Below are 19,320 nucleotides of genomic sequence, written 5' to 3' on the forward strand. Positions count from 1 at the left end.
AGGTTTACTATCAGGGGGTTAGCACTTTTTTATCAATCTATAATTTAAAGAAAACAATTATAAGTGTGTTCTCAACTTGCTCCTGGATGACACCAGCAAAGCAACAATTCAGCTGATTTAGATAGGTTTTAAAACACTTAATTACCAAAGCCTAAAAGTGTTTTTCACAGTTATTTGACTCTTATGAATTATTTACCCCTTATTAAACTTTTCCATAAATGAAAAGAGCACGAGGCTCTATTTGCCCCGTGCTCTTTTCAAAAAGAATTTTCCTAAAGATTATCTAAATCCAATGTAGTCAAACCAAACTGGACCATTGATAGCTCCTTCCGCTTGGAAACGGATGTCAGTCCATGTAGCAGGGTTGGTAGCACCATTGTTGTCTCTGAAGGTAGAAAGAGGAATAGTTACCTCTGTCCATCTACCAGCTACCACATTGAATGTAGTGCGGTCATCCCAGGTACCTGGGTTAACAAGCAATCTAACTTTACCATTTACACCAGGGCCACCATATACCCAAAAGGTGAATTCGGTATAATTACCAGCTGGTGCAGCTGATGGTGAAAATCCACCACCCCAGGAGCTCCATGCAACGAAAGGAACCTTTACAGCTTTGCTACCATGAAATACTTGTTCGGTATTCTCAAGGTCTGGTTTGCTGCCTGCAGCAGACCATTCTTGCCATCCGTTTGTTAAGGCATCATTATATAAAGTATATCTTAAAGGTGCAGGACCGCTTCCTGGGAAGGTGATTCTGCCAGTAGTAGTAACCTCAAAATTCTTAAAAGTTTTGAATTTTAAAGTTCCGTTGATGGCTCCGGTAGGTACCTTAACAACAATCTGGCTAGGACTTTGACTTACAAAAGTACTAACTCCAGCAGTTACACCTGGGAAGATGATTTCTTTTACAAGATCAAGGTTAGAACCAGTAATGGTTAAGTTAGCACCCTCTGTAACAGGAGTAGGAGAAACACCCGTAACTGCTGGAAGGATAATGTCCACTTCTTGAGTTGTAGTTACTACTTCCATAGATGGAACAACTAAAGAAATTGTTCCTTTCCTGGCATTATCTGGAACTTTAACTACAAGCGAAGTGGCAGATTGGCTAACAAAGCTAGTAACATTAGCAGCACCCACTCCCATGAAATTTACTTGTCTTACAAGATCAAGGTCAGTTCCGGTGATAGTAAGGTTTTCGCCGTGTTTCAGTAGACCTGGGCTCAAAGCAGTTACTTTAGGTAAAGTAACAACCAAATCACCTTCAGTTTCAATTGCCATTGGTTCTGTACCACCTGTAAAAAAAGTAAGGGTTCCGGTTTTAGCTTCCATTGGCACCATAACTACCAGTTCTGTCATTGACTTACTGACAAACTCCGTCACAGTGTCTTCTAATAAACCAAACTTAATACCCTCTACCCAGTTCAGGTAGTTACCAGTGATGGTAATATTTGTACCAGGCTTGGCTTCACCGGTAACGGTTGCGATTGATACTGGCACTTCAAAACTTAAAACAGTTTTGGAAGTAATATCCTCGCCACCCGAAACCTTAAGGGTGATTTGTCCTTCTTCTGCTGCCTGTGGAACAACAACCTCAATTAACTCAGAGGACTGGGATTTGAATTGGTCTTTGTTAACGGTAGCGCCGGTAAAAACAATGGATTCAACTTTGTTAAGGTTGTGCCCAATGAATTTCAAAGTCTCTCCGTGCTTCGCACCAGTAGGTCCAAAGCTCAACAATTCTACCTGCCCAGAGTTTGCGTCATCTTCATCATCACTACAAGACTGCAAGAATCCGAAGGTCGCCAGCAAGCATACCAGTAGTAATACCTTGATATTATAAAAGTTCTTCATACGTCGATTTTCAGAAGTTTCGTTAAGGAATTTCGTTTGGAACTACCCGTAGATTATCTATTGCAAACTGGGCCTTTGTGCCTGACCCTGTGAAATAGAAGGAAACAGCATATCCATCTGGGTTGTAACTGAATGTATTACCACCTTTATTATTATCCTCATGGATGTCAGCAAAAGGAATAGATACTGTTTCCCACGTATTCTTAGTATTGATGTTAGGCTGCCAAACGTAGTTTGTTTTGCTTCTGTCCCCTGGTCCACCATTACCAAAGAAGATTCGGACTTCATTATATACAAGTGGTGATACCGTATTGATTTCGAATTTGAGGCTGTACTTAGCAGGATTGGCGAAAGCATCTGCCGGAATGTTTTTGGTCTTTTGCTTAATCGTACCTTCTCCTACCCAAGCTTCAAACCAGCCACCAGTGCTTTCCTTATCAATGCGCAAGAATTTTCCGCTAATTGGTTGCACCTGATCATCACCATTTTTGATGAAAGTGCTTCCATGCCACCAACCACCAAAGTCGGTATCTTCATAGTCAGCTATGATGTTCCGGTTGTCGCGGAACCAGAATTCTGACTCAGTTGCGCCAAAGTTGGAAGTAACAGTGATTGGTCCTGGTTGTGCCCCAGCAGGTACTCTCACTTCAAGGGTTTTGAAATCCTTAATAGAAACGATTTCTCCTTCGGCCCCGCCAGTAAAAGTCACTTTAAGTGGCTCATAGAAGAAGTCACCCACTATGGTAGCTACGTCACCTGTATTCACATATTCACTTAACATCCGGTCAATTCTAGGCTCGCTGATGTCTACCGTGAAATCATGCACCAACTCCTCACCGTTGGCAAAAATGATTCTCATTTTGTTGGTGATCTCATTAGGGATGTTCGTAGGAACACGGGTAATGATGGAATTATTGGTGATAAGAGTTGGGGTTAAGGAAGCTTGTTGGTCGTTGATCCAAAGCTCGCGGGCATTACCTAAGTTCTCCCCAACAATGGCAATCATGGCGCCTTGGCCTGCCTTTGTAATAAGCGAATCAGATGAGGCTGGTCTTGTAACCCTGATATAACTTACCATAGGCTTTCCGCCGTTCGGAAGATCGTCATCTTCCGAACAGGCTGAAAACACTCCCGTCATCACAAAAGCAACAAGCAGGAATAACAAAGATTTTAATGTTGTTCTCATATAATGTTCTTTTCTATTCTTTCCTAAATGCACTAGTCTTTAAATGTATATGGAACTGCAGGTTCTTTCAAGCTTGGCGCTTGGCTTACCTCTGATGCAGGTAATGGAATCAAGAAGTTACCAGAATTGGCAACTGCCATTCTTTCAGCAAACCAAGAGGTTTTAGTGAATGTCCATCCAGTTGGGTTAGGCATTCTATCTGGTTTCACTACAAACAAACCACGGTCCTGGCTATTGATGATTTCGTAAGCCTTTGTAGGGTTGTAATAGTGTAATCTTACCAGATCATACCAAGCAATGCTTTCCATGGCAAACTCCTTCACACGCTCTTCGAAGATATCATCCCAGGTAAGGGCACCTTCCCAAGGAGCCAGACCAGCACGGGTATGCACTTTGTTGAAGTACTCCAGGGCTGTTGGATCTGTGGTGGAAGTATTGTTCCCAAGAGCTGCTTCTGCATAAATCAGATACATTTCGGCCAAACGTAACATATAGGTGTTGTTTGGATACCGCTGCTGGGCAGCTTGTCCTCCTACGTCTTTGGCTTTACCCACTACGTATTTCTTGATGCTGGCAAAGTTCTGGTCAGCAGTAGCTCCTGGCGCTGGGAAAACCAAATCTTGCTCAGATTCTTTTCCTGCCGCATCTCTTACGGTTTGGGTAATCTCAGGGTAAACCGCACCTGGTAACATGAAAGTTGACTTCAAACGCTGGTCCATGGTGAATCCAGGTTTTGTGCCATTGTCCTGCATCAGGCCGTCATAAAGGCTTAGCATCCACCAGGAAGCTCCTAAGTCACCGCCCCATCCGTCACCATTGGCAATATCATTGCTGTAGGTAATCTGGGAAACCATGGTGTTCGCAGAAGCATAGTCAGTAGTAAATACCCACTGCAACTCAAACAAAGACTCGTTGTTGTTATCATAAGGATAGGTGAACAAGTCGGCATAGTTTGGAAGTAGCGCTTTACCACTCATGGTGATCACTCTCTGCGCGTGTTCTTTGGCTTTATCCAGGTGCTCCTGTTTTCTAACCCCACCGGCAGACTCTACACCTGCCCGGGTCAAGAATGTTCTGGCGAGCATTCCTTCTGCCGACCATTTGGTTAGTCTTCCTGGTTCAACAGCAGTAGGTGTCAAATTCTGAGCAGCAAACTGGTAGTCGCGGGTGATGAACTCCCAAACGCTCTCTACAGTATTTCTAACGAGGGTAGGATTCTGCAGAACAGCAATGTTGTCTTCAATGATAGGTACTGCCCCATAATTAGACACCAGGTGAGTATAAGCAGTAGCGCGCATAAATCTGGCTTCTGCTAATGCATGGTTCTTTATAGCAGCAGATACTCCCGCACCAGCGTAGGTGTTGATGTTGGAGATGGCCATGTTAGCTTGCCCAATTACCACATAGAAGGCACGGTAAGCAGATCCATTATCAGGAGATACTGAAGTTGTATTGAACAAGGTATGATCTCTATCACCCCATGCCCGGAAAACGGTTCCTCCTCTAATGTCGCCCAGCTTGAAGTTCGCCTGGTCAATATAGTCTTTCCAAACAACGCTGTAGAGAGGTGCAGTAGCTGCTAATACCTGCTGGTCTGTTTGGTAGAAGTTGGCGTCAACCAACGTATCCTGCGGTGGTCTGTCAAGGAATTCTTCAGAGCAACCTGAAAACACAGATAGTGCTGCCAATGCCCCAATAAGAAAATATCTATTTTTCATTTTACTTGCTGTTTTAAATTAGAAATCAATACCGATGTTGAAAGAATAAACCGGTGTTAATGGATAACGTCCGTAATCTACACCAATGGCAGCGTTACTTGCTTCTGCGTTTGGTCCCACATAAGAACCAACCTCAGGGTCATAACCTGAATAACCAGTGATTGTCCAAACGTTCTGTGCGCTTACCCCTACTCTAGCTCCTTTGATAAACTTCTGTCTAGCTAATAAAGTTGATGGAAGATTGTAGTTCAGGGTCACGTTTTTAAGTCTCACAAAAGAACCGTCTTCTACATACTTGTCAGTGTGGCGAGAGAAGTTGTTGTTTTTGTTTCCACCAGACATTCTTGCCACGGTAGTTCCTGGGTTCTCTAAGTATGGTCTGCCATTAGCATCCGTAGCTACTCTTGCATAATCAAAAGCGCCAATAAACAGGTTCCGTCCTAAGTTGATGTTGTTAGGATTTGAGTTCTCGCTACGTAAGTAGTTGTAAACATCGTTGCCAATGGTGCTGGTGATCAACACACTTAAATCAAATCCCTTATAAGACACAGTGTTCGTGAAACCAGCAAACAACTTTGGCCAAGGATTACCAATGAAAGTTTGGTCTTCACCAGTAATGATACCGTCACCGTTGATGTCTTTGTATTTCACATCTCCTACCCAGATGCTGTTCTCAGCAATAGGATACTCAACACCATTATTATCAGCTGGTAAGGCGCTAGCTTCAATTTCTTCCAAGCTTTGGAAGATTCCTTCCTCAATGTAACCATAGAACATCCATGGTGACTCTCCAATGATAGAGCGTTGAGTCCAGTTGTTCATCCACCAGTTGATCCGGTCCATGATACCGGTTGGGTTGTTCAGGTCTTTGATTTTGGTTTTGAAATGAGAGATGTTAAAGTTCGACTCCCATTTAAACTGACCATTGTCTACGTTTACAGTGTTCAGAGAGAAGCTCCATCCTTTGTTTTGCAGAGAACCTGCGTTTACAGTTGGGGCGGCAATTGAACCGTTACCGTTCGTACCCATGTACCATGGCAATGAACTTGGTAAGATCAGGTTATCAGTGTTCTTGATGTAATAATCTGCTTCAATCTGCACCCTGTTCTCAAACATACCCAAAGTGATACCAAAGTTATCGGTTCTGGTTTCTTCCCACTGGAAGTTTGGATTTGGATATTTGTTTGGACGGAAGCTGGTTCCCCATGGTGAAGGACCTGAAGTTAAAGTACCATAGATCGCGCCGCTACCACCTTGGTTACCGGTTAAACCAGTTTCAAAACGCAATCTCAAGTCATTTACAAGCGGCAAGTTGAAGAAAGGCTCTTCAGTAACTCTCCAGGCAAATGAAACTGACGGGAAGTAACCCCATTTGTTTTCAGAACCAAAGTTTACAGAACCGTCAGCACGGAACGCAGCTTGGATGATATAGCGGTCGTGGAAGTTATAGTTGATACGACCTAAGTAAGACTCCATTGCCCAGTCGCCGTGGCCACCTTCTGTATCGCTTCTAAGTCTGTCACCAGCGTTCAAGTCAAGGATTTCGTTTGTAGTGAAACCATCTCTTTGAGCAAAGATCTGTCTCCAGGTAGATTCTTGGGTCTCATGGGTAGCCATGATGTTGATGTTGTGGTTCCCAAACTGCTTCACATACTGCACCATTTGGTTCCAGTTCCAATAGGTGTTGATGTTATCCCGGTTGTTCAGACGAGCCGTCTCATTCTTCTGATAACCAAATTGGTAAGTTGGCAAGAAGTAAAGAGAGTTTGAGTAACTCACATTGGTGTTGAAAGAAGTACGGAAGTCTAAACCTGGCAGGATATGAAAAGCCATGTTAAGACCACCTAAAAACTGTCTTCTGGTCAATTCATTGGTGGTAAGGTTTGCCAAACCAATTGGGTTTGGCGGGGTGAATTGCTCAGATGTATTTTGAGGAGTAACAACACCTCCACCATAGGTACCATTCAGGTTTTTAACCGGAATGTGCGGAGGCAATTGAATAGCTCTGGTGATGATGTCGTTCTGGGTAGTGCTTAGTTTCTCATTAGTTTGAGAAAAGTTAAAGTTTGCGCCCAGGTCCAGCCACTTACGGGTTTTGTTGTCAATGTTCAAACGAACAGAAGCACGGTCAAAGCCTGATCCTAGAGCCACACCTTCCTGATCTAAATATTCACCAGACAAGTAAAACGTGGTTTTCTCGCTACCACCGCTTAAGCTCACTTGATGTTTCTGCATAGCGGCGCTGTTGAATAATTCATCTTGCCAGTTAGTTCCTTCACCTAACAAAGTAGGGTCCAAGAACTCTTCCCGCACGGTACCACCAGCAATGGCTTTGTACTCGTTCTCCATTTGCGCGTATTGACGCATATTCATTACCTCCAATCTTGAAGGAGCGGTCTGTTGGCTAAACAAGTAAGTGTAGTTCACCTTCACATCACCTGCTTTACCACGTTTTGTAGTGATCAACACAACCCCGTTGGTAGCTCTTGATCCATAAATAGCAGTAGCAGAAGGTCCTTGAAGAATCTCCATGCTCTCGATGTCTGAAGGGTTCAGAGTAGAAAGTGGGTTAGAACCTCTTGGAGTAGCATCACCTACCATCTGAACACCGTCCACTACGTACAATGGCTCATTACTTCCGTTGATTGAATTTATCCCTCTAATGTTCACAGAGATACCACCGCCTGGAGCACCAGTGTTCTGGGTAACGTAAACCCCTGGGGCACGACCTTGAATAGCTTGCTCAATAGTGGTGTTTACTGTTTTCTCAATGGCAGCAGCATTAATCGTAGTCTGAGCCCCGGTAAGGTCATTTTTTCTCAACTCACCGTAACCCGTTACCACTACCTCATTCAAGGTCTGGGCATCTTCCCGTAGGCTTACATTAATAGTAGTGTTGTTTCCTACTGGTACTTCTTGAGACACGTAACCAATAAAGGTCACCACTAACACATCTGTGTTCCCAGCCTCTAAAGAGAAGTTCCCGTTCGCATCAGTTGAGGCACCGTTGGTTGTACCTTTCACTACTACGCTCACGCCTGGCATACCCGAGTTATCAGATGCTGCCGTTACTCTACCAGTAATTGTCCGTCTGGCAGTTTGCGCCAAACCATCAAAAGCCTGGGTCAGAATAGCCATTACCATGGCTATCATCATCCAGACTTTCTTAGATTTCAAGACATAATTACTTTTTTGGTAATCTTTGTCTGAGTATAAGTTTTTAATCATAGGGTAATTTGAATTAGGTAGTAAACATAGTATAGGTGTAAACAAAAAAACACGCCAGAAACACCAGCAATCAATTCATCTTTAAAGCTTTAGCAATAACAGAACTAACAAAAGTGCCTCTTGCTCCCAGGGGATTGGAGAAGAACCTCACTCTTTATCTGCTTCTGATTTTAGAAATTCTGATTTTGAAAATCGTTCAAGTAAATCACTAGACCCTCACTCTTACCAACACCTTTACTCTATGCTATTTGCAGCAATACAAATCTAAGAAGATTTCTTGCAGCTATATAATACATTTTTATCAATTCTTTGATGCAAACAGTCCATTACCCTCTCTCTCTTATGCCATCGTTGGCATTTATAAGAAAAAACCTCTTGTTAAAGATTTAAAAGAATAACGGGTACTAAGATAGAGTTTTTTGTTGTTTTCACAATCTCTAGGCAAATATTTCAAATAAATTTAACTACTATTTTCAAGGCTACTTTGAGCAAAATTATCAATTTTGAAAATACTTGCTAGGATTTTAAGCCATCAAGGAACAAATGTGTAAAATACACGAATACCTAAACTAGTATTTTTTTAACCATTTTAAACCTATTCAACATAGGCATTTTGTAAGATAAGCTCATACTTTTACTGCTGGTGTCTTTATTCACGAGGCAAATAGAATGGAAAAAAACCTCATTTTACAAGGGGTTGACAGCCCATCTTTCTTAGGAGGAAGCCTCCTTCTCCTATTCTCTTCTATAACAAAAGGAGTTTCCTTCACACCTTCATCTATATAGACAACAACTTTTGATTAGGATAAGACTAGATAATAAACCTTATGGCTAAGCTAAACCCTATGGCTCAAATCAAGACTCATACGACTAAAATTCTCCCGCTTATACTTTATTAAACAATTTTTGGATTCAAGCAAAGGATGATTTTTTAAAATTAAGGTTTTGTTACATGATAGAACTACCCCAAATGTTGCAGCATGAAGCATCAAATGTTAAAAACCACCTGTTTATTACCATATAGTACCATCATATTATAATTAAAGTTCAAATAGCCTTAGGCATTCAGAGAAAAAATGATTGGTTAGAGTACTTAGGTCTTTTACCGATATCTTCTTACCTAATCCTAGCTTATTAGGGAAATTCCAACAATAAGAATGCAAAATTTTTAAGCTTTGCAGAATGCGCTTAATACATTTTCAAAGCAACGGTAACTTTCCCGGCCTAATCATCTCATCTTCGGCCATAACTTCAAAATTTATTAATAAATATTTTTGGAATTTCATCTAAGCTGAAAAAATGGGTAAAAGATAAATTAGAAATACGTTCGACAATTTAGTCTCAGTAGGCTTTTTCTAGAATTTATTTGTATTCTATATTCTTGGCTCAAAAAGTGGTAGCTAGCAGAATAGAGGAATGTGGTGCCATTAGGGTGCAGTTCCTAACCCTTGTTGATTTGGTTTTCAGAGATTCATGGTATATTTTGAAAGACCTTTCTATTTACCTTGGATCTTTATGCAAGCGAAACAGTGCTTAAGCAAAGTTTTTCTATTTATTGGTTTAGTCCTGCAGTTTAACTGTAGCTCTAAAAACCCGAGAATTCCTTCTGGCTCTAACCAAGCCGCTATTCCTATCGAAAGGATAAATAAAATATACAAGGAGGCTGCTGCCCAATACAAAGTACTAGCTTCTAAACTTCCGACAGGTCAATTCCCTAAAACCTATCATGCTGCCAGTGACAAACTAGAAACCAGTGGTTCGGACTGGTGGTGCAGTGGCTTCTATCCAGGTACCTTGCTCTACCTCTACCAGACTACTGGTGACCAGCAATTATACACGGAAGCCAACCGGATCATGGAAGACCTGAAAAAAGAGCAATACAACACATCCACCCATGACTTGGGCTTCATGATGTACTGCAGTTTTGGCAATGCGAACCAAATACAGCCAAAGCCGGAGTACAAGGATATTTTGGTAAATAGTGCAAAGTCACTCTCCACCCGCTTTAACCCCAAAGTAGGTGCCATCAAATCTTGGGATTCTGACCCGAAGGATTTTCTGGTGATCATTGACAACATGATGAACCTGGAACTCTTGTTCTGGGCTACCCGTGCTACCGGTGACTCTTCCTTTTACAAGACTGCGGTCACGCACGCCAACACTACACTCCAGCACCACTTCCGGCCCGATTACAGTACGTACCATGTATTGAATTATGACCCAAACACCGGTGAGGTGAAAGAGAAGAAAACAGCGCAAGGTTACGCCGATGAATCTGCCTGGGCCCGTGGCCAAGCGTGGGGACTTTATGGCTACACGGTCATGTACCGCGAAACAAAAGACCAAAAGTATCTGAACCAGGCCATCCGAATGGCCAATTTCATGCTGAACCACCCGAACCTTCCGGAAGACAAGATCCCTTACTGGGACTTCAATGCGCCCAATATCCCTAATGCGCTTCGGGATGCCTCCGCAGGTGCTATCAATGCGGCAACTTTGCTGGAACTTTGCCGCTACGCTCCTAATGATGCCTCCAAAAAGTACTTCAACGCCGCTGAAACTATCCTGACAAACCTTTCCACCGACACCTACCGAGCGGCTCCGGGTACCAATGGTGGTTTTCTCCTGAAACACGGGGTTGGCCATCATCCGGCAGGCACAGAAGTAGACACGCCCCTCACCTACGGCGACTACTACTATATAGAAGCCTTGCGCCGATATCAGGATTTTATAAAGTAAAGCGCTCCAATGCCCTATATTCCTCGTTGTTTTAGGTGTCTTTTTGTGAAAACAGGTTAGAAACTCCCTTTTTTAATTTCTATTAGATTTCTAAGCTCCTTTAGACTATTAACACCGATCATTTTCAGACTAGAACTTCTGATCCTACTTTGTCATCCTGAAAGGAACTTATGGGCGTACTAGAAAAGCTTGTAGTAAGCGTTATTACGGTTCATTCACAAGATTCCTTCAGGATGACAATAGAGATAGAGGAAAGAGTAGGTCGAAGATAGAACAGTCAATCAGTAAAGAGAACATCTATTAACAGTTAACAAGACTCTGAGCTGGCATACTCTCACTTGAAAGTCCTTATTCTAGCATAAACTTCCTTTTAAGACCATTTTCTAAAAAGAAGCCCCAAAACAGAAAGAGCCGCTGTCCAGAAGACGGCGGCTCTTTAACAATTAAGCTAATCCAAATTACAACGTCACTTCTCCCCTAACCCGGATGTCTTTGGAAGAGGAACCGGCCAGGATCTGGAATTTACCGGGCTCCAAGACCCATTGCTTTTTGCCTTCGTCATAGAACTGGAACGCGTCTTTGTTCAAGGTCAGCGTCACGGTTTTGCTTTCGCCGGGCTGCAGGGCCACTTTCTGGAAGGCTTTCAGTTCTTTCTCCGGGCGCTTCACGGAGGCTTGCTCGTCTTTCACGTACAGTTGCACAACTTCGGCACCAGCTACTGGGCCGGTGTTCTTCACTTGCAGAGTTACCTGCACGGCATCGCCCTGGCGGTTTACTTTCAGATCATGGTAGCCGAAGGTGGTGTAAGACAAGCCGTGCCCGAAGTTAAAGAGCGGTTCAACCTTATAGGTGTCAAAGTAGCGGTAGCCCACAAAAATGTCTTCTTTGTATTCTACGTTCAGGGTGTCGCGGTCACCGGGGTATTGGCCTAAGTCATGGGCGGGCGAGTCCTGCAGTTTTTTAGGGAACGAAACCGGCAACTTGCCAGACGGGTTAGTCTCCCCGAAGAGCACTTTGGCAATAGCGGTGCCGCCTTCCATGCCCGGGTACCAGGCCTGCACGATAGACTTGGTTTGGTTTACCCACTGGCTCATGTCAATCGGGCCGCCGCCGATGAGCACGACTACGGTGTTCGGGTTGGCTTTTAGCACGGCGGTGAGCAGTTGGTCCTGAGCGAAAGGCATGGTGAGGTTCGGTTTGTCGGCGCCCTCTGAGTCAAAGGCCCCGCCGTTCCAATCATCGGTGAAACCATGGGTCCAACCACCCACAAAGATCACGCGCTCAGCGTTTTTGGCGGCCTGGACGGCCTCGTCAATCAGCTTCTGGTTTGCCTTTTGAGCCCGAGTTACTTCAAAACCGGGAGCGAACGTCACTTTCACACCCGGACCTACCACTTTCTGGATGCCTTGCAGCGGCGTCACTTCATACGGCGGACGCACTTGCGACGAACCGCCTCCCATGGCCTGCTTTCGGGTAGCGTTGGCGCCAATCACGGCAATGGATTTTACGCCTGTTTTCTGTAAAGGCAGCAAATTCCCGTCGTTCTTCAAAAGCACGATGGATTCTTCGGCTACTTTGCGGGCGGTTTCCTGATGCGCTTTGTTACTCAGGGCACCCGGTGTACGTTTCGCCCCAATCATGTTGGTGTGGTACATCACGCGTAGAATCCGGCGCACTTTTTCGTCAATGAGCGCCTCTTTTACCTGGCCGCTTTTCACCAAGGTGATAACCGTGTCCCCCATCAGGAATTTATTGTAGTTGATGTTGGGCATCTGCAGCAGATCGGTTCCCATCTCAATATCAGTGCCGTTGTTAATGGCTTGCATTGTATTCAGGACGGCGCCCCAATCGCTGACTACTAAACCCTTGAAACCCCACTCCCCTTTCAGGATGTCGTTGATGAGGTATTGGTTGTGGGTGGCATACTGGCCTCTGAATTTGTTATAAGCGCCCATGATCGTAAGCGCCCCGCCTTCGGTAATAGCGGCTTTGAAGGCCGGCAGGTACAGCTCGCGTAACGCCCGCTCACTCATTTTCACGTCTACCTTGGCGCGGTTGACTTCCTGGTTGTTGGCGGCGTAATGCTTCACGCAAGCGGCAATGCCTTGGTCCTGCACTCCTTTAATATAGCCCACCGCCATGCGGGCCGACAGATACGGGTCTTCGCTCAGGTATTCAAAGTTACGGCCGTTCAAAGGCGTGCGCATGATGTTCACGCCCGGCCCCAGAATGATGTCTTTGCCCCGGGCCTTCGCCTCGCTGCCCAGCACTTCACCGAAGGCGTAGCCCAGCTCAGGGTTCCAGGTGGCGGCCAGGCCCACACCAGTTGGCAAATAGGTGGAGGAGTCTGTTCCGGCGTTGTCCAGCGACCAGTCGCGCCCGTGCTCCGGCCGTACCCCGTGCGGACCATCGGACATGACCATCTCAGGGATGCCCAAGCGAGCCACTCCGCCCGATGAAAAGGAAGAAACACCGTGAATCATGTTCACTTTCTCTTCCAGCGTCATTTTGGAAATCAAGTCATTAATCTGGGCTTCGTGGGACATGTTAATGCCATTGCCCTCCAAAGCGGCGGGGGAACTGCCTGTGGTGTTCGTGTTTTGCCCGGCCTTTTCTGAGGTGGAACAAGCGACGGTAAAGGCTACCAGCGCCAAACTGCAAAGCATTTTAGAGCCAGGAAATCGGTAAGTCATAGGTATTAATGGGTAAGTAAACGGTTTTGCGATGTTTTGGAAAAAAGAGCCCTGAAAGGCAAGCTATTGTTTGATGACCTTGATGGTTTGCACGCGGTCCTGGTACCTGGCCGTGAGTACATACATTCCCCGGGCCAAGGTTTTCCCCACGACAGATTGCCCAGAGCTAGTTCCTTTCTCCACCAAAGCCCCGGTCAAGGTCCTGATTTCATAGGTAAACTTATGCGGAGCTTTCATCTTCAGGCCTTGCGGAAATGGATTGGGCCCGTAGGATAATTCCAGCTTCTGGTCAGGGGAAATGCCGCTGATTACGCCCGGAGCGTTTCCGTACAGAATGCCCCGCCCGGCAGTGGCCACGTACACCCGGCCGTACACCCGCGGGTCGCCGGTGATGTCATTGATGCCGCCAAACTGGTGCTGGTCATCGGTGATTCTGACCCAGGTAGCCCCGGCGTCATCGGAACGGAAGAAACCGAGTTGGTTTTCTACCTTGCCCACGAGGAACACCGCCGGATAGGTATTCCCATCTTTCGCCTTCCCGAAGCCTACTTTGGTGGCCTCCTGCACATTGGTGATTCTGGTAAAAGAACTGCCCGAGTTGGTGGAACGGTACAGGCCGCTGGCGGGATTGGTGAGCCACACATCCCCCTCCACCCCGTAGGTTGGGTACACGGTAGAGGCCCACAGTTGCCAGCTAGGCACAACCGGCAACCCGGTGGCACCTGCACTAAAAGAAGTTCCGCCGTTGTTGCTCACCAGTACCCGGCCCGCCTCAGCGTCATACACGTAAAATTTGCGGGCGTTCACCCGATCTGCCATGGGCTTCAAACCGCCTTTGGTGATGCCCGAGGCAGCTGTCCAACTGGTACCTCGGTTAGTAGAGTAATAAACTGAGTTTACGCCACCCGAAGCCCAGACCAGCGTAGCCCCATCCGCCGAGACTGCGATGGCCCCCCCGCCATTTACGCCAGCCGGAGCGGAAGAAAAAGCCGTCCAGGAAGTACCGCCATCGTTAGAATACGCGCCATATTTCCCGTCGGCATTGTTGTGGGTGCGGACCATAAAGGAAGACTGGTTCGCAGCATAGTCAATCCAGGTGTTGGTACCGTACCGCGGGTTTAGTCTTCCGGCAGCGGGCGAAACATCCAGGTTATCGTGCCGGAAACCGTCAATGTCGCCAATGGCACTTACCAGCGGTGCCCCGGTGGGCGGACTAATCAGTTTGAGCGGTACCGTTTCTTCCAAGCCTTTGTTCTGGAAAACCCAGGAGATCCGGCTTTGGTTGGTCTCCCGGAGGTTGGTGGTTTGGTAAACGCCATAGCCGGTCACAAACCAGGCAGTGTTGGCGTTAAATGGGTCAATCTCAATGTCTCCTAACCAGTGGGGATTGGAGGCCGCGGCATATGGCGCCGAAGTATGGTCTCGGGTAGTGCCTCCCAACACGGCTTTCCAGGTAGCCCCGCCGTCGGTGCTGCGGTAAATTTCGTCATTGGGCCACCAGCGGTTGAGGGTAGAGACAATAAGCGTGTTGGGGTTCTGTGCATCCAAGCTGAGGCCGGCAAAGCCACCCTGGCCTGAGGGCAACATCAAATCTGTCCAGGCACTAGTAGTGGGGTTGAATTTGCGCACGGCTCCAGCGGTGGCGCCATTCGGACCCAGGCTGTTCGCGTACGTCACGTACAGAGTTCCGTCTGAGGCAATTTCGGCGTGGTGCGGCATGTAGGTCGTGCTCTGCCCGGGCACTGCTTCCCAAGTGGTTCCGCCATCGGTGCTTCGATATAGGTTGATGCTGCCCATCCGGAGCACACCCACGTAAAGGTCTTGGGTAGCGGAGCCCGCCGTACTGCCGCGTTTATCGAACAACACAAACCCGATGCCGCCGCTGCCGGGGTTGGTTTGGCTTACCGGAAAGCTGCTCACCTTGCTCCAGGTGCTGCCGGAATTGGTGCTTCGCCAAAGTCCGTCGGTGGAGGTGCCTAAGTACAAGGTGCTCCCCAGGTTGGGATCAACCTGCAACCGCTCGCCCGTGGAGCGGCCGTCTTCGTTCCCGCCCAATTTTATGGAAAGGTTAGTTCTGGTCCAGGTAGCACCACGGTCAGAGGACGCCATGATAGCGCCAGTGCCTGCCCACGATTGAGAGTAAAGACCAGTAGCCAGGTATACCTTATTTGGGTTCGACGGGTCCACCGCCACACTCAACACACCCATGTGATTTTCATCGGCGCGGGTGAGGTGGTCTTGCAGTGGAATCCAAACTTTGTTGGTGGCATCCCACCGGAAAGCGCCGCCCACATCGGTACGGGCGTACAGCAGGTTTCTTTCGGTTGGATGATACACTAGCCCGGTGACAAAACCGCCACCGTTGATCTGCACGCTCTTCCACTGGTACGCCTCTGCCGTTTGAGCCTGCACCGAGGAAACACTTAGACACACCGACAGCAGCAACAGCCCACCCACCACATTTCTCGGGAGGCCAACCATCCTTTTCAGGAGGGAGCCCAATACATTTTGAGTAAAGCGTTTTCTCATAATTCCTGTTTAGAGGGTGAAGAAATTCTGTTTGCAAGCGTGCGTAGTACCCAACCTTTTCAAGGCTGTTTTCTGAAAACAGACCCTAAAGAAGAGCTTGTTTCCCTATCGTTAACCTCAAATACATTCTGCAGAATAACGCAGAAGGTATTTGAGGCTATTTTATGGATTTGCACGGAAAACCAATTGCACCGGTTTCCCAGCAAGAAGATTCACTTGGACGTTCTTTCCTGCTCCAGCAGCTTTGCCACCGGAAACTACCTGCATGTTTTTAGGTGCCTGCACGGTGATTTTCTGTTTTCTAGTCGCTTTGAGCACTGCAGTCACTTCCTGTTTGCTCCAGGCAAGTTTCTCCACCTCTACCCCGCCTCTCAAAAGCAATCCGGAGATGGTTCCGGTTTCCCAAGCCTCTGGCAAAGCGGGCAGCAGTTTCACCAATCCCGGTTCTGAATACACCATGGCGCGCATGATCACCGAGGGGTAACCGCCGCTTAGGTCCATGTTAAACAGCGAGCCTGGGTTGTGGTAAGTGCCCAAGCCGTTGGTCCAGTAGAAGCGCGAGAGCCAATCAATTAATTGAGCCGTGGTAGGTGCGTCTTCCAGGTTGGCAGTCACAAAGGCCAACTGTGCCATACCGAAGACCATCTCGCCACCGTTTTCTTTGTAGCGGAACTTCATTTTTTCCTCTACTACCTTGCGCGCGCCCTTCATCAGTTTGGGGTTGTTTTTGAAATCTGGGTCAACCTGGTCATAGAGGCTGTACAAGTGTGAGATGTGGCGGTGCTGGTGGTTGTTCTGCAGACCCGGCCAGAGCCATTCCTTCAAAGAGCCCGCTTCGTCTAGTTCATAGGCGGGCATTTTGGTGAGCATCTCCTGCCACTTCTTTACTTGGGCATTATCGGTTTTCAGCTCCTGCGCTGCCGCGATGCAGTTTCTCAGCAGTTGTTTCGCAATCATCACATCCATAGTGGCGTTGATGCTGGCCTGCGATTTATGGTTAGCCGGGTTGTTTTCTGGTGAGTACGACGGGTTGAACACGTATTTCCCGTCCTCGCCTGTTTTCAGAAGATCCTCATAAAACAACGCTGATTCTTTCATGAAGGGGTACGCCCGTTCTTTCAGAAATTTGCGGTCACCGGTGTGCAGCCAGTAATCGTTATAGAAACTGGCGGTCCAACCGGCGCCACCGGTCCAGAGGCTGAGGCACCAGATTGGGTCAAAGTGGTTGTCCCAACCATGGCTGCTGGTGTGCGACGGCACGTGAATGCCGCGCGTCCCGAACATCTTTTTGGCGTTGTCGCGGTAGAACTGCAGGCGCTTGTCGTGGTAGTCAAAGTAGGCGTGCATGAGCTCAGGCACCCGGCTGGTGAGCAACGCCGAAATAGCGACTTCCACATTGCCGTCATGGGTGAAATCTGAAGACCAGGCCGGCGACCAGGTACCACCCCAGATACCCTGCAAGTTCGGCGGATTGATACCAGTGGCCGAGATAATGTTGTAGCGAGCCGCGTCAAACTGCTTCTCAATAATAGCCGGAGCGACTTTGCCGCTTTTGGTTTTCAAGTTCAGGGTCTCGGTGAACAGGTCTGCATCGGCCCCGCCGCCTAAATCCAGTTTTACTCTATTAAATAACTCGCCGTGCACGTTGCGGTGCCGCGTCACCAAGGCCTGGTAATCTGCAGGCAATGACGTCAGGTGTTTCTTGATGGCGTCTACCTGTGATTGGGCGTAGTTGTAGTTGGCGTTAATCTTGATGAACACCAACACCTCATCGGCGTTCTGAACAATGAACTCGTTGCCCTCGGTTTTGGAACTGCCGCCCTTCACTTCTACCCGGCCCACGCCTTCGTATCCCTGCAGACTGCCCGGCCAGCGTTTCTTATAGGCACTGCGGTAGGTGAGCCATTTGTTATCGCTGGCACCAATGTTTACGCTTTCTACGGTGCTGTTAATCTGGCTCCACTGGGTCCATTCCACTGGTCGGCGGGCGAAGGATAATCGGCCGTTGATCTTGCCGGTTCCTTTAATAGAGATGACCACCGCGCTATCGGGGCGGGATACAAACAGGGTGCGCTGGTACGTGCCGTTGGCATCGGTCCAGGTCACCTTGGCCTCGCCGGTTTCAAAGTCTACAGTGCGCACATACTTCTGCACGTTAGACGGCTCCATTTGCAGGCGCACGTCAAACGCAGGCACGTACGGGTTAGACCACAGGTGCCCGCCGTAGCCTTCTTTCATACTCTGTTCCACCGGAATCTTGGCGGCCTCCTCCCCTTTTCCCTGCAGAATCAACGAGCGAATTTCGTCCAGTCGGCTGGCCTGGTCAATGGGGGGCTTGGGCTCTGTGGCCGGTAGATACAATTGTGCCTGGTTCAGGATAATGGTCTCGTCATGCGGATTGCCCATGACCATAGCCCCCATAGCGCCATTGCCGCTCAGCAGCGCGTGCTCCCAACTGGGAGCCGGTTGCCAACTCGCGAAACCTTTCTTAGGTTGGGTAAAAAGGTCTGCCTGCCCTAAGGCGGTGAACTGGCTTCCGGTCAAAAGTAAAAACAGCAGCAAAAATGGAGGGTAGCGGTGCAGCATTGGTTCGTGTTAAAGGAATCTGGTAAAGAGAAAACCCTTCTTGGGGGGCAGAAGAGCTTTCCCTCTGGATGTTGTGTATGCCTTGTTTTTCAGAAAACAGGCGATAAAAGGATTTTACTTGCGAGCGGTTTGAGCTGATTTCACCTTTAAAGCTTTGTAAACTTCATTCGCCAGCAGGGCGGCACCGGCATCATTGGGGTGAACGCCGTCATAGGTCAACTCAGGTTTGCCTAGGAAAGGCGTATATAAATCAATGGTCTTAGACTTCGTTTTCTTGGCTACTTTCTTCACCGCGGGCACAATCTCGTTGGAAACAATAGACGCCGTAATACCCCATTTATCTTCAAACACCGGCACAGGCTGGCAGAGGTACACCTTGGGTTTAGAGGCCAGTTTCTTGAAAGAAGTCACAAACTGGATGTAGTCGGGCACGAACTCGTCTTTGAATTTCCAGTTCATGGGTTTGGAGTCATTAGTCCCCAGTTTGATGATCACGATGTCTGGGCTCCAGGCAAGGGCCTCCTGGTACTTGGTTTCGTTCCAGAACGGGAGATTCCCTTTTTTCATCAGGGTACGGCCTCCCAATCCGAAGTTCCGCACTTCGTAGGCATCGCCTAAGAGTTGCTGCAAGGCGGCGGGGTATGGTTGCTTCAACCCATGGCCCTCGGTGATGCTGTTGCCCACGCAGGCCACTTTGATTTTGTTCTGCGCCGAGGCTCCAAAACAAACCAACAGCACTAACAGGTAGAGAAGAGAAAAATGCTTTTTCATGAAGAGGTGGATTAACGTA

The 19,320-nt window shown here is 47.5% G+C and carries 9 protein-coding genes; 1 reads left to right on the plus strand and 8 read right to left on the minus strand.

Annotated features, from left to right (window positions below; all coding sequences use genetic code 11):
* Positions 1 to 279 precede the first annotated feature (279 nt).
* Genes ACW9SV_RS01985 through ACW9SV_RS02000 form a run of 4 tightly spaced genes read right to left on the minus strand, consistent with a single transcriptional unit; the run spans position 280 to position 7,983 of the window.
* Positions 280 to 1,851: an IPT/TIG domain-containing protein gene (locus ACW9SV_RS01985; protein WP_479555059.1), complete on the minus strand. Its 1,572-nt coding sequence runs from the start codon at positions 1,849 to 1,851 to the stop codon at positions 280 to 282.
* Positions 1,852 to 1,873: 22 nt separating this feature from the next.
* Positions 1,874 to 3,037: a glycan-binding surface protein gene (locus tag ACW9SV_RS01990; protein WP_479555060.1), complete on the minus strand. Its 1,164-nt coding sequence runs from the start codon at positions 3,035 to 3,037 to the stop codon at positions 1,874 to 1,876.
* A gap of 32 nt (positions 3,038 to 3,069) precedes the next feature.
* A complete protein-coding gene (locus ACW9SV_RS01995) occupies positions 3,070 to 4,755 on the minus strand; it encodes a RagB/SusD family nutrient uptake outer membrane protein (protein WP_479555061.1) in 1,686 nt (561 codons plus the stop codon).
* An 18-nt stretch (positions 4,756 to 4,773) separates the two neighbouring features.
* Complete coding sequence (locus ACW9SV_RS02000) at positions 4,774 to 7,983, minus strand: SusC/RagA family TonB-linked outer membrane protein (protein ID WP_479555062.1); 3,210 nt, start codon at positions 7,981 to 7,983, stop codon at positions 4,774 to 4,776.
* 1,515 nt (positions 7,984 to 9,498) lie between these two features.
* Between ACW9SV_RS02000 and ACW9SV_RS02005 the strand changes: the two genes are divergently transcribed.
* Positions 9,499 to 10,722: a glycoside hydrolase family 88 protein gene (locus ACW9SV_RS02005; protein WP_479555063.1), complete on the plus strand. Its 1,224-nt coding sequence runs from the start codon at positions 9,499 to 9,501 to the stop codon at positions 10,720 to 10,722.
* Between the two features lie 458 nt (positions 10,723 to 11,180).
* Here ACW9SV_RS02005 and ACW9SV_RS02010 read toward each other — a convergent pair whose 3' ends face one another.
* The 4 genes from ACW9SV_RS02010 to ACW9SV_RS02025 form a co-directional block, all read right to left on the minus strand.
* Positions 11,181 to 13,415: a glycoside hydrolase family 3 C-terminal domain-containing protein gene (locus ACW9SV_RS02010; RefSeq protein ID WP_479555064.1), complete on the minus strand. Its 2,235-nt coding sequence runs from the start codon at positions 13,413 to 13,415 to the stop codon at positions 11,181 to 11,183.
* A gap of 63 nt (positions 13,416 to 13,478) precedes the next feature.
* Positions 13,479 to 15,944 carry a T9SS type A sorting domain-containing protein gene (locus tag ACW9SV_RS02015; RefSeq protein ID WP_479555065.1) on the minus strand — a complete coding sequence of 822 codons (2,466 nt, stop codon included), beginning with the start codon at positions 15,942 to 15,944 and terminating at the stop codon, positions 13,479 to 13,481.
* A 162-nt stretch (positions 15,945 to 16,106) separates the two neighbouring features.
* On the minus strand, positions 16,107 to 18,530 hold the full coding sequence (locus tag ACW9SV_RS02020; RefSeq protein ID WP_479555066.1) for a glycosyl hydrolase family 95 catalytic domain-containing protein: 2,424 nt from the start codon (positions 18,528 to 18,530) through the stop codon (positions 16,107 to 16,109).
* Between the two features lie 114 nt (positions 18,531 to 18,644).
* Positions 18,645 to 19,301 carry a GDSL-type esterase/lipase family protein gene (locus tag ACW9SV_RS02025; RefSeq protein WP_479555067.1) on the minus strand — a complete coding sequence of 219 codons (657 nt, stop codon included), beginning with the start codon at positions 19,299 to 19,301 and terminating at the stop codon, positions 18,645 to 18,647.
* Positions 19,302 to 19,320: the final 19 nt, after the last annotated feature.

This window comes from Rufibacter sp. JT20002 (assembly GCF_056491185.1).

Excerpts from the sequence above, each read along its gene's own strand:
- ACW9SV_RS01985 (WP_479555059.1), bottom strand. The coding sequence starts at position 1,851 with ATGAAGAACTTTTATAATATCAAGGTATTACTACTGGTATGCTTGCTG.
- ACW9SV_RS01990 (WP_479555060.1), bottom strand. The coding sequence starts at position 3,037 with ATGAGAACAACATTAAAATCTTTGTTATTCCTGCTTGTTGCTTTTGTG.
- ACW9SV_RS01995 (WP_479555061.1), bottom strand. The coding sequence starts at position 4,755 with ATGAAAAATAGATATTTTCTTATTGGGGCATTGGCAGCACTATCTGTG.
- ACW9SV_RS02000 (WP_479555062.1), bottom strand. The coding sequence starts at position 7,983 with ATGATTAAAAACTTATACTCAGACAAAGATTACCAAAAAAGTAATTAT.
- ACW9SV_RS02005 (WP_479555063.1), top strand. The coding sequence starts at position 9,499 with ATGCAAGCGAAACAGTGCTTAAGCAAAGTTTTTCTATTTATTGGTTTA.
- ACW9SV_RS02010 (WP_479555064.1), bottom strand. The coding sequence starts at position 13,415 with ATGACTTACCGATTTCCTGGCTCTAAAATGCTTTGCAGTTTGGCGCTG.
- ACW9SV_RS02015 (WP_479555065.1), bottom strand. The coding sequence starts at position 15,944 with ATGAGAAAACGCTTTACTCAAAATGTATTGGGCTCCCTCCTGAAAAGG.
- ACW9SV_RS02020 (WP_479555066.1), bottom strand. The coding sequence starts at position 18,530 with ATGCTGCACCGCTACCCTCCATTTTTGCTGCTGTTTTTACTTTTGACC.
- ACW9SV_RS02025 (WP_479555067.1), bottom strand. The coding sequence starts at position 19,301 with ATGAAAAAGCATTTTTCTCTTCTCTACCTGTTAGTGCTGTTGGTTTGT.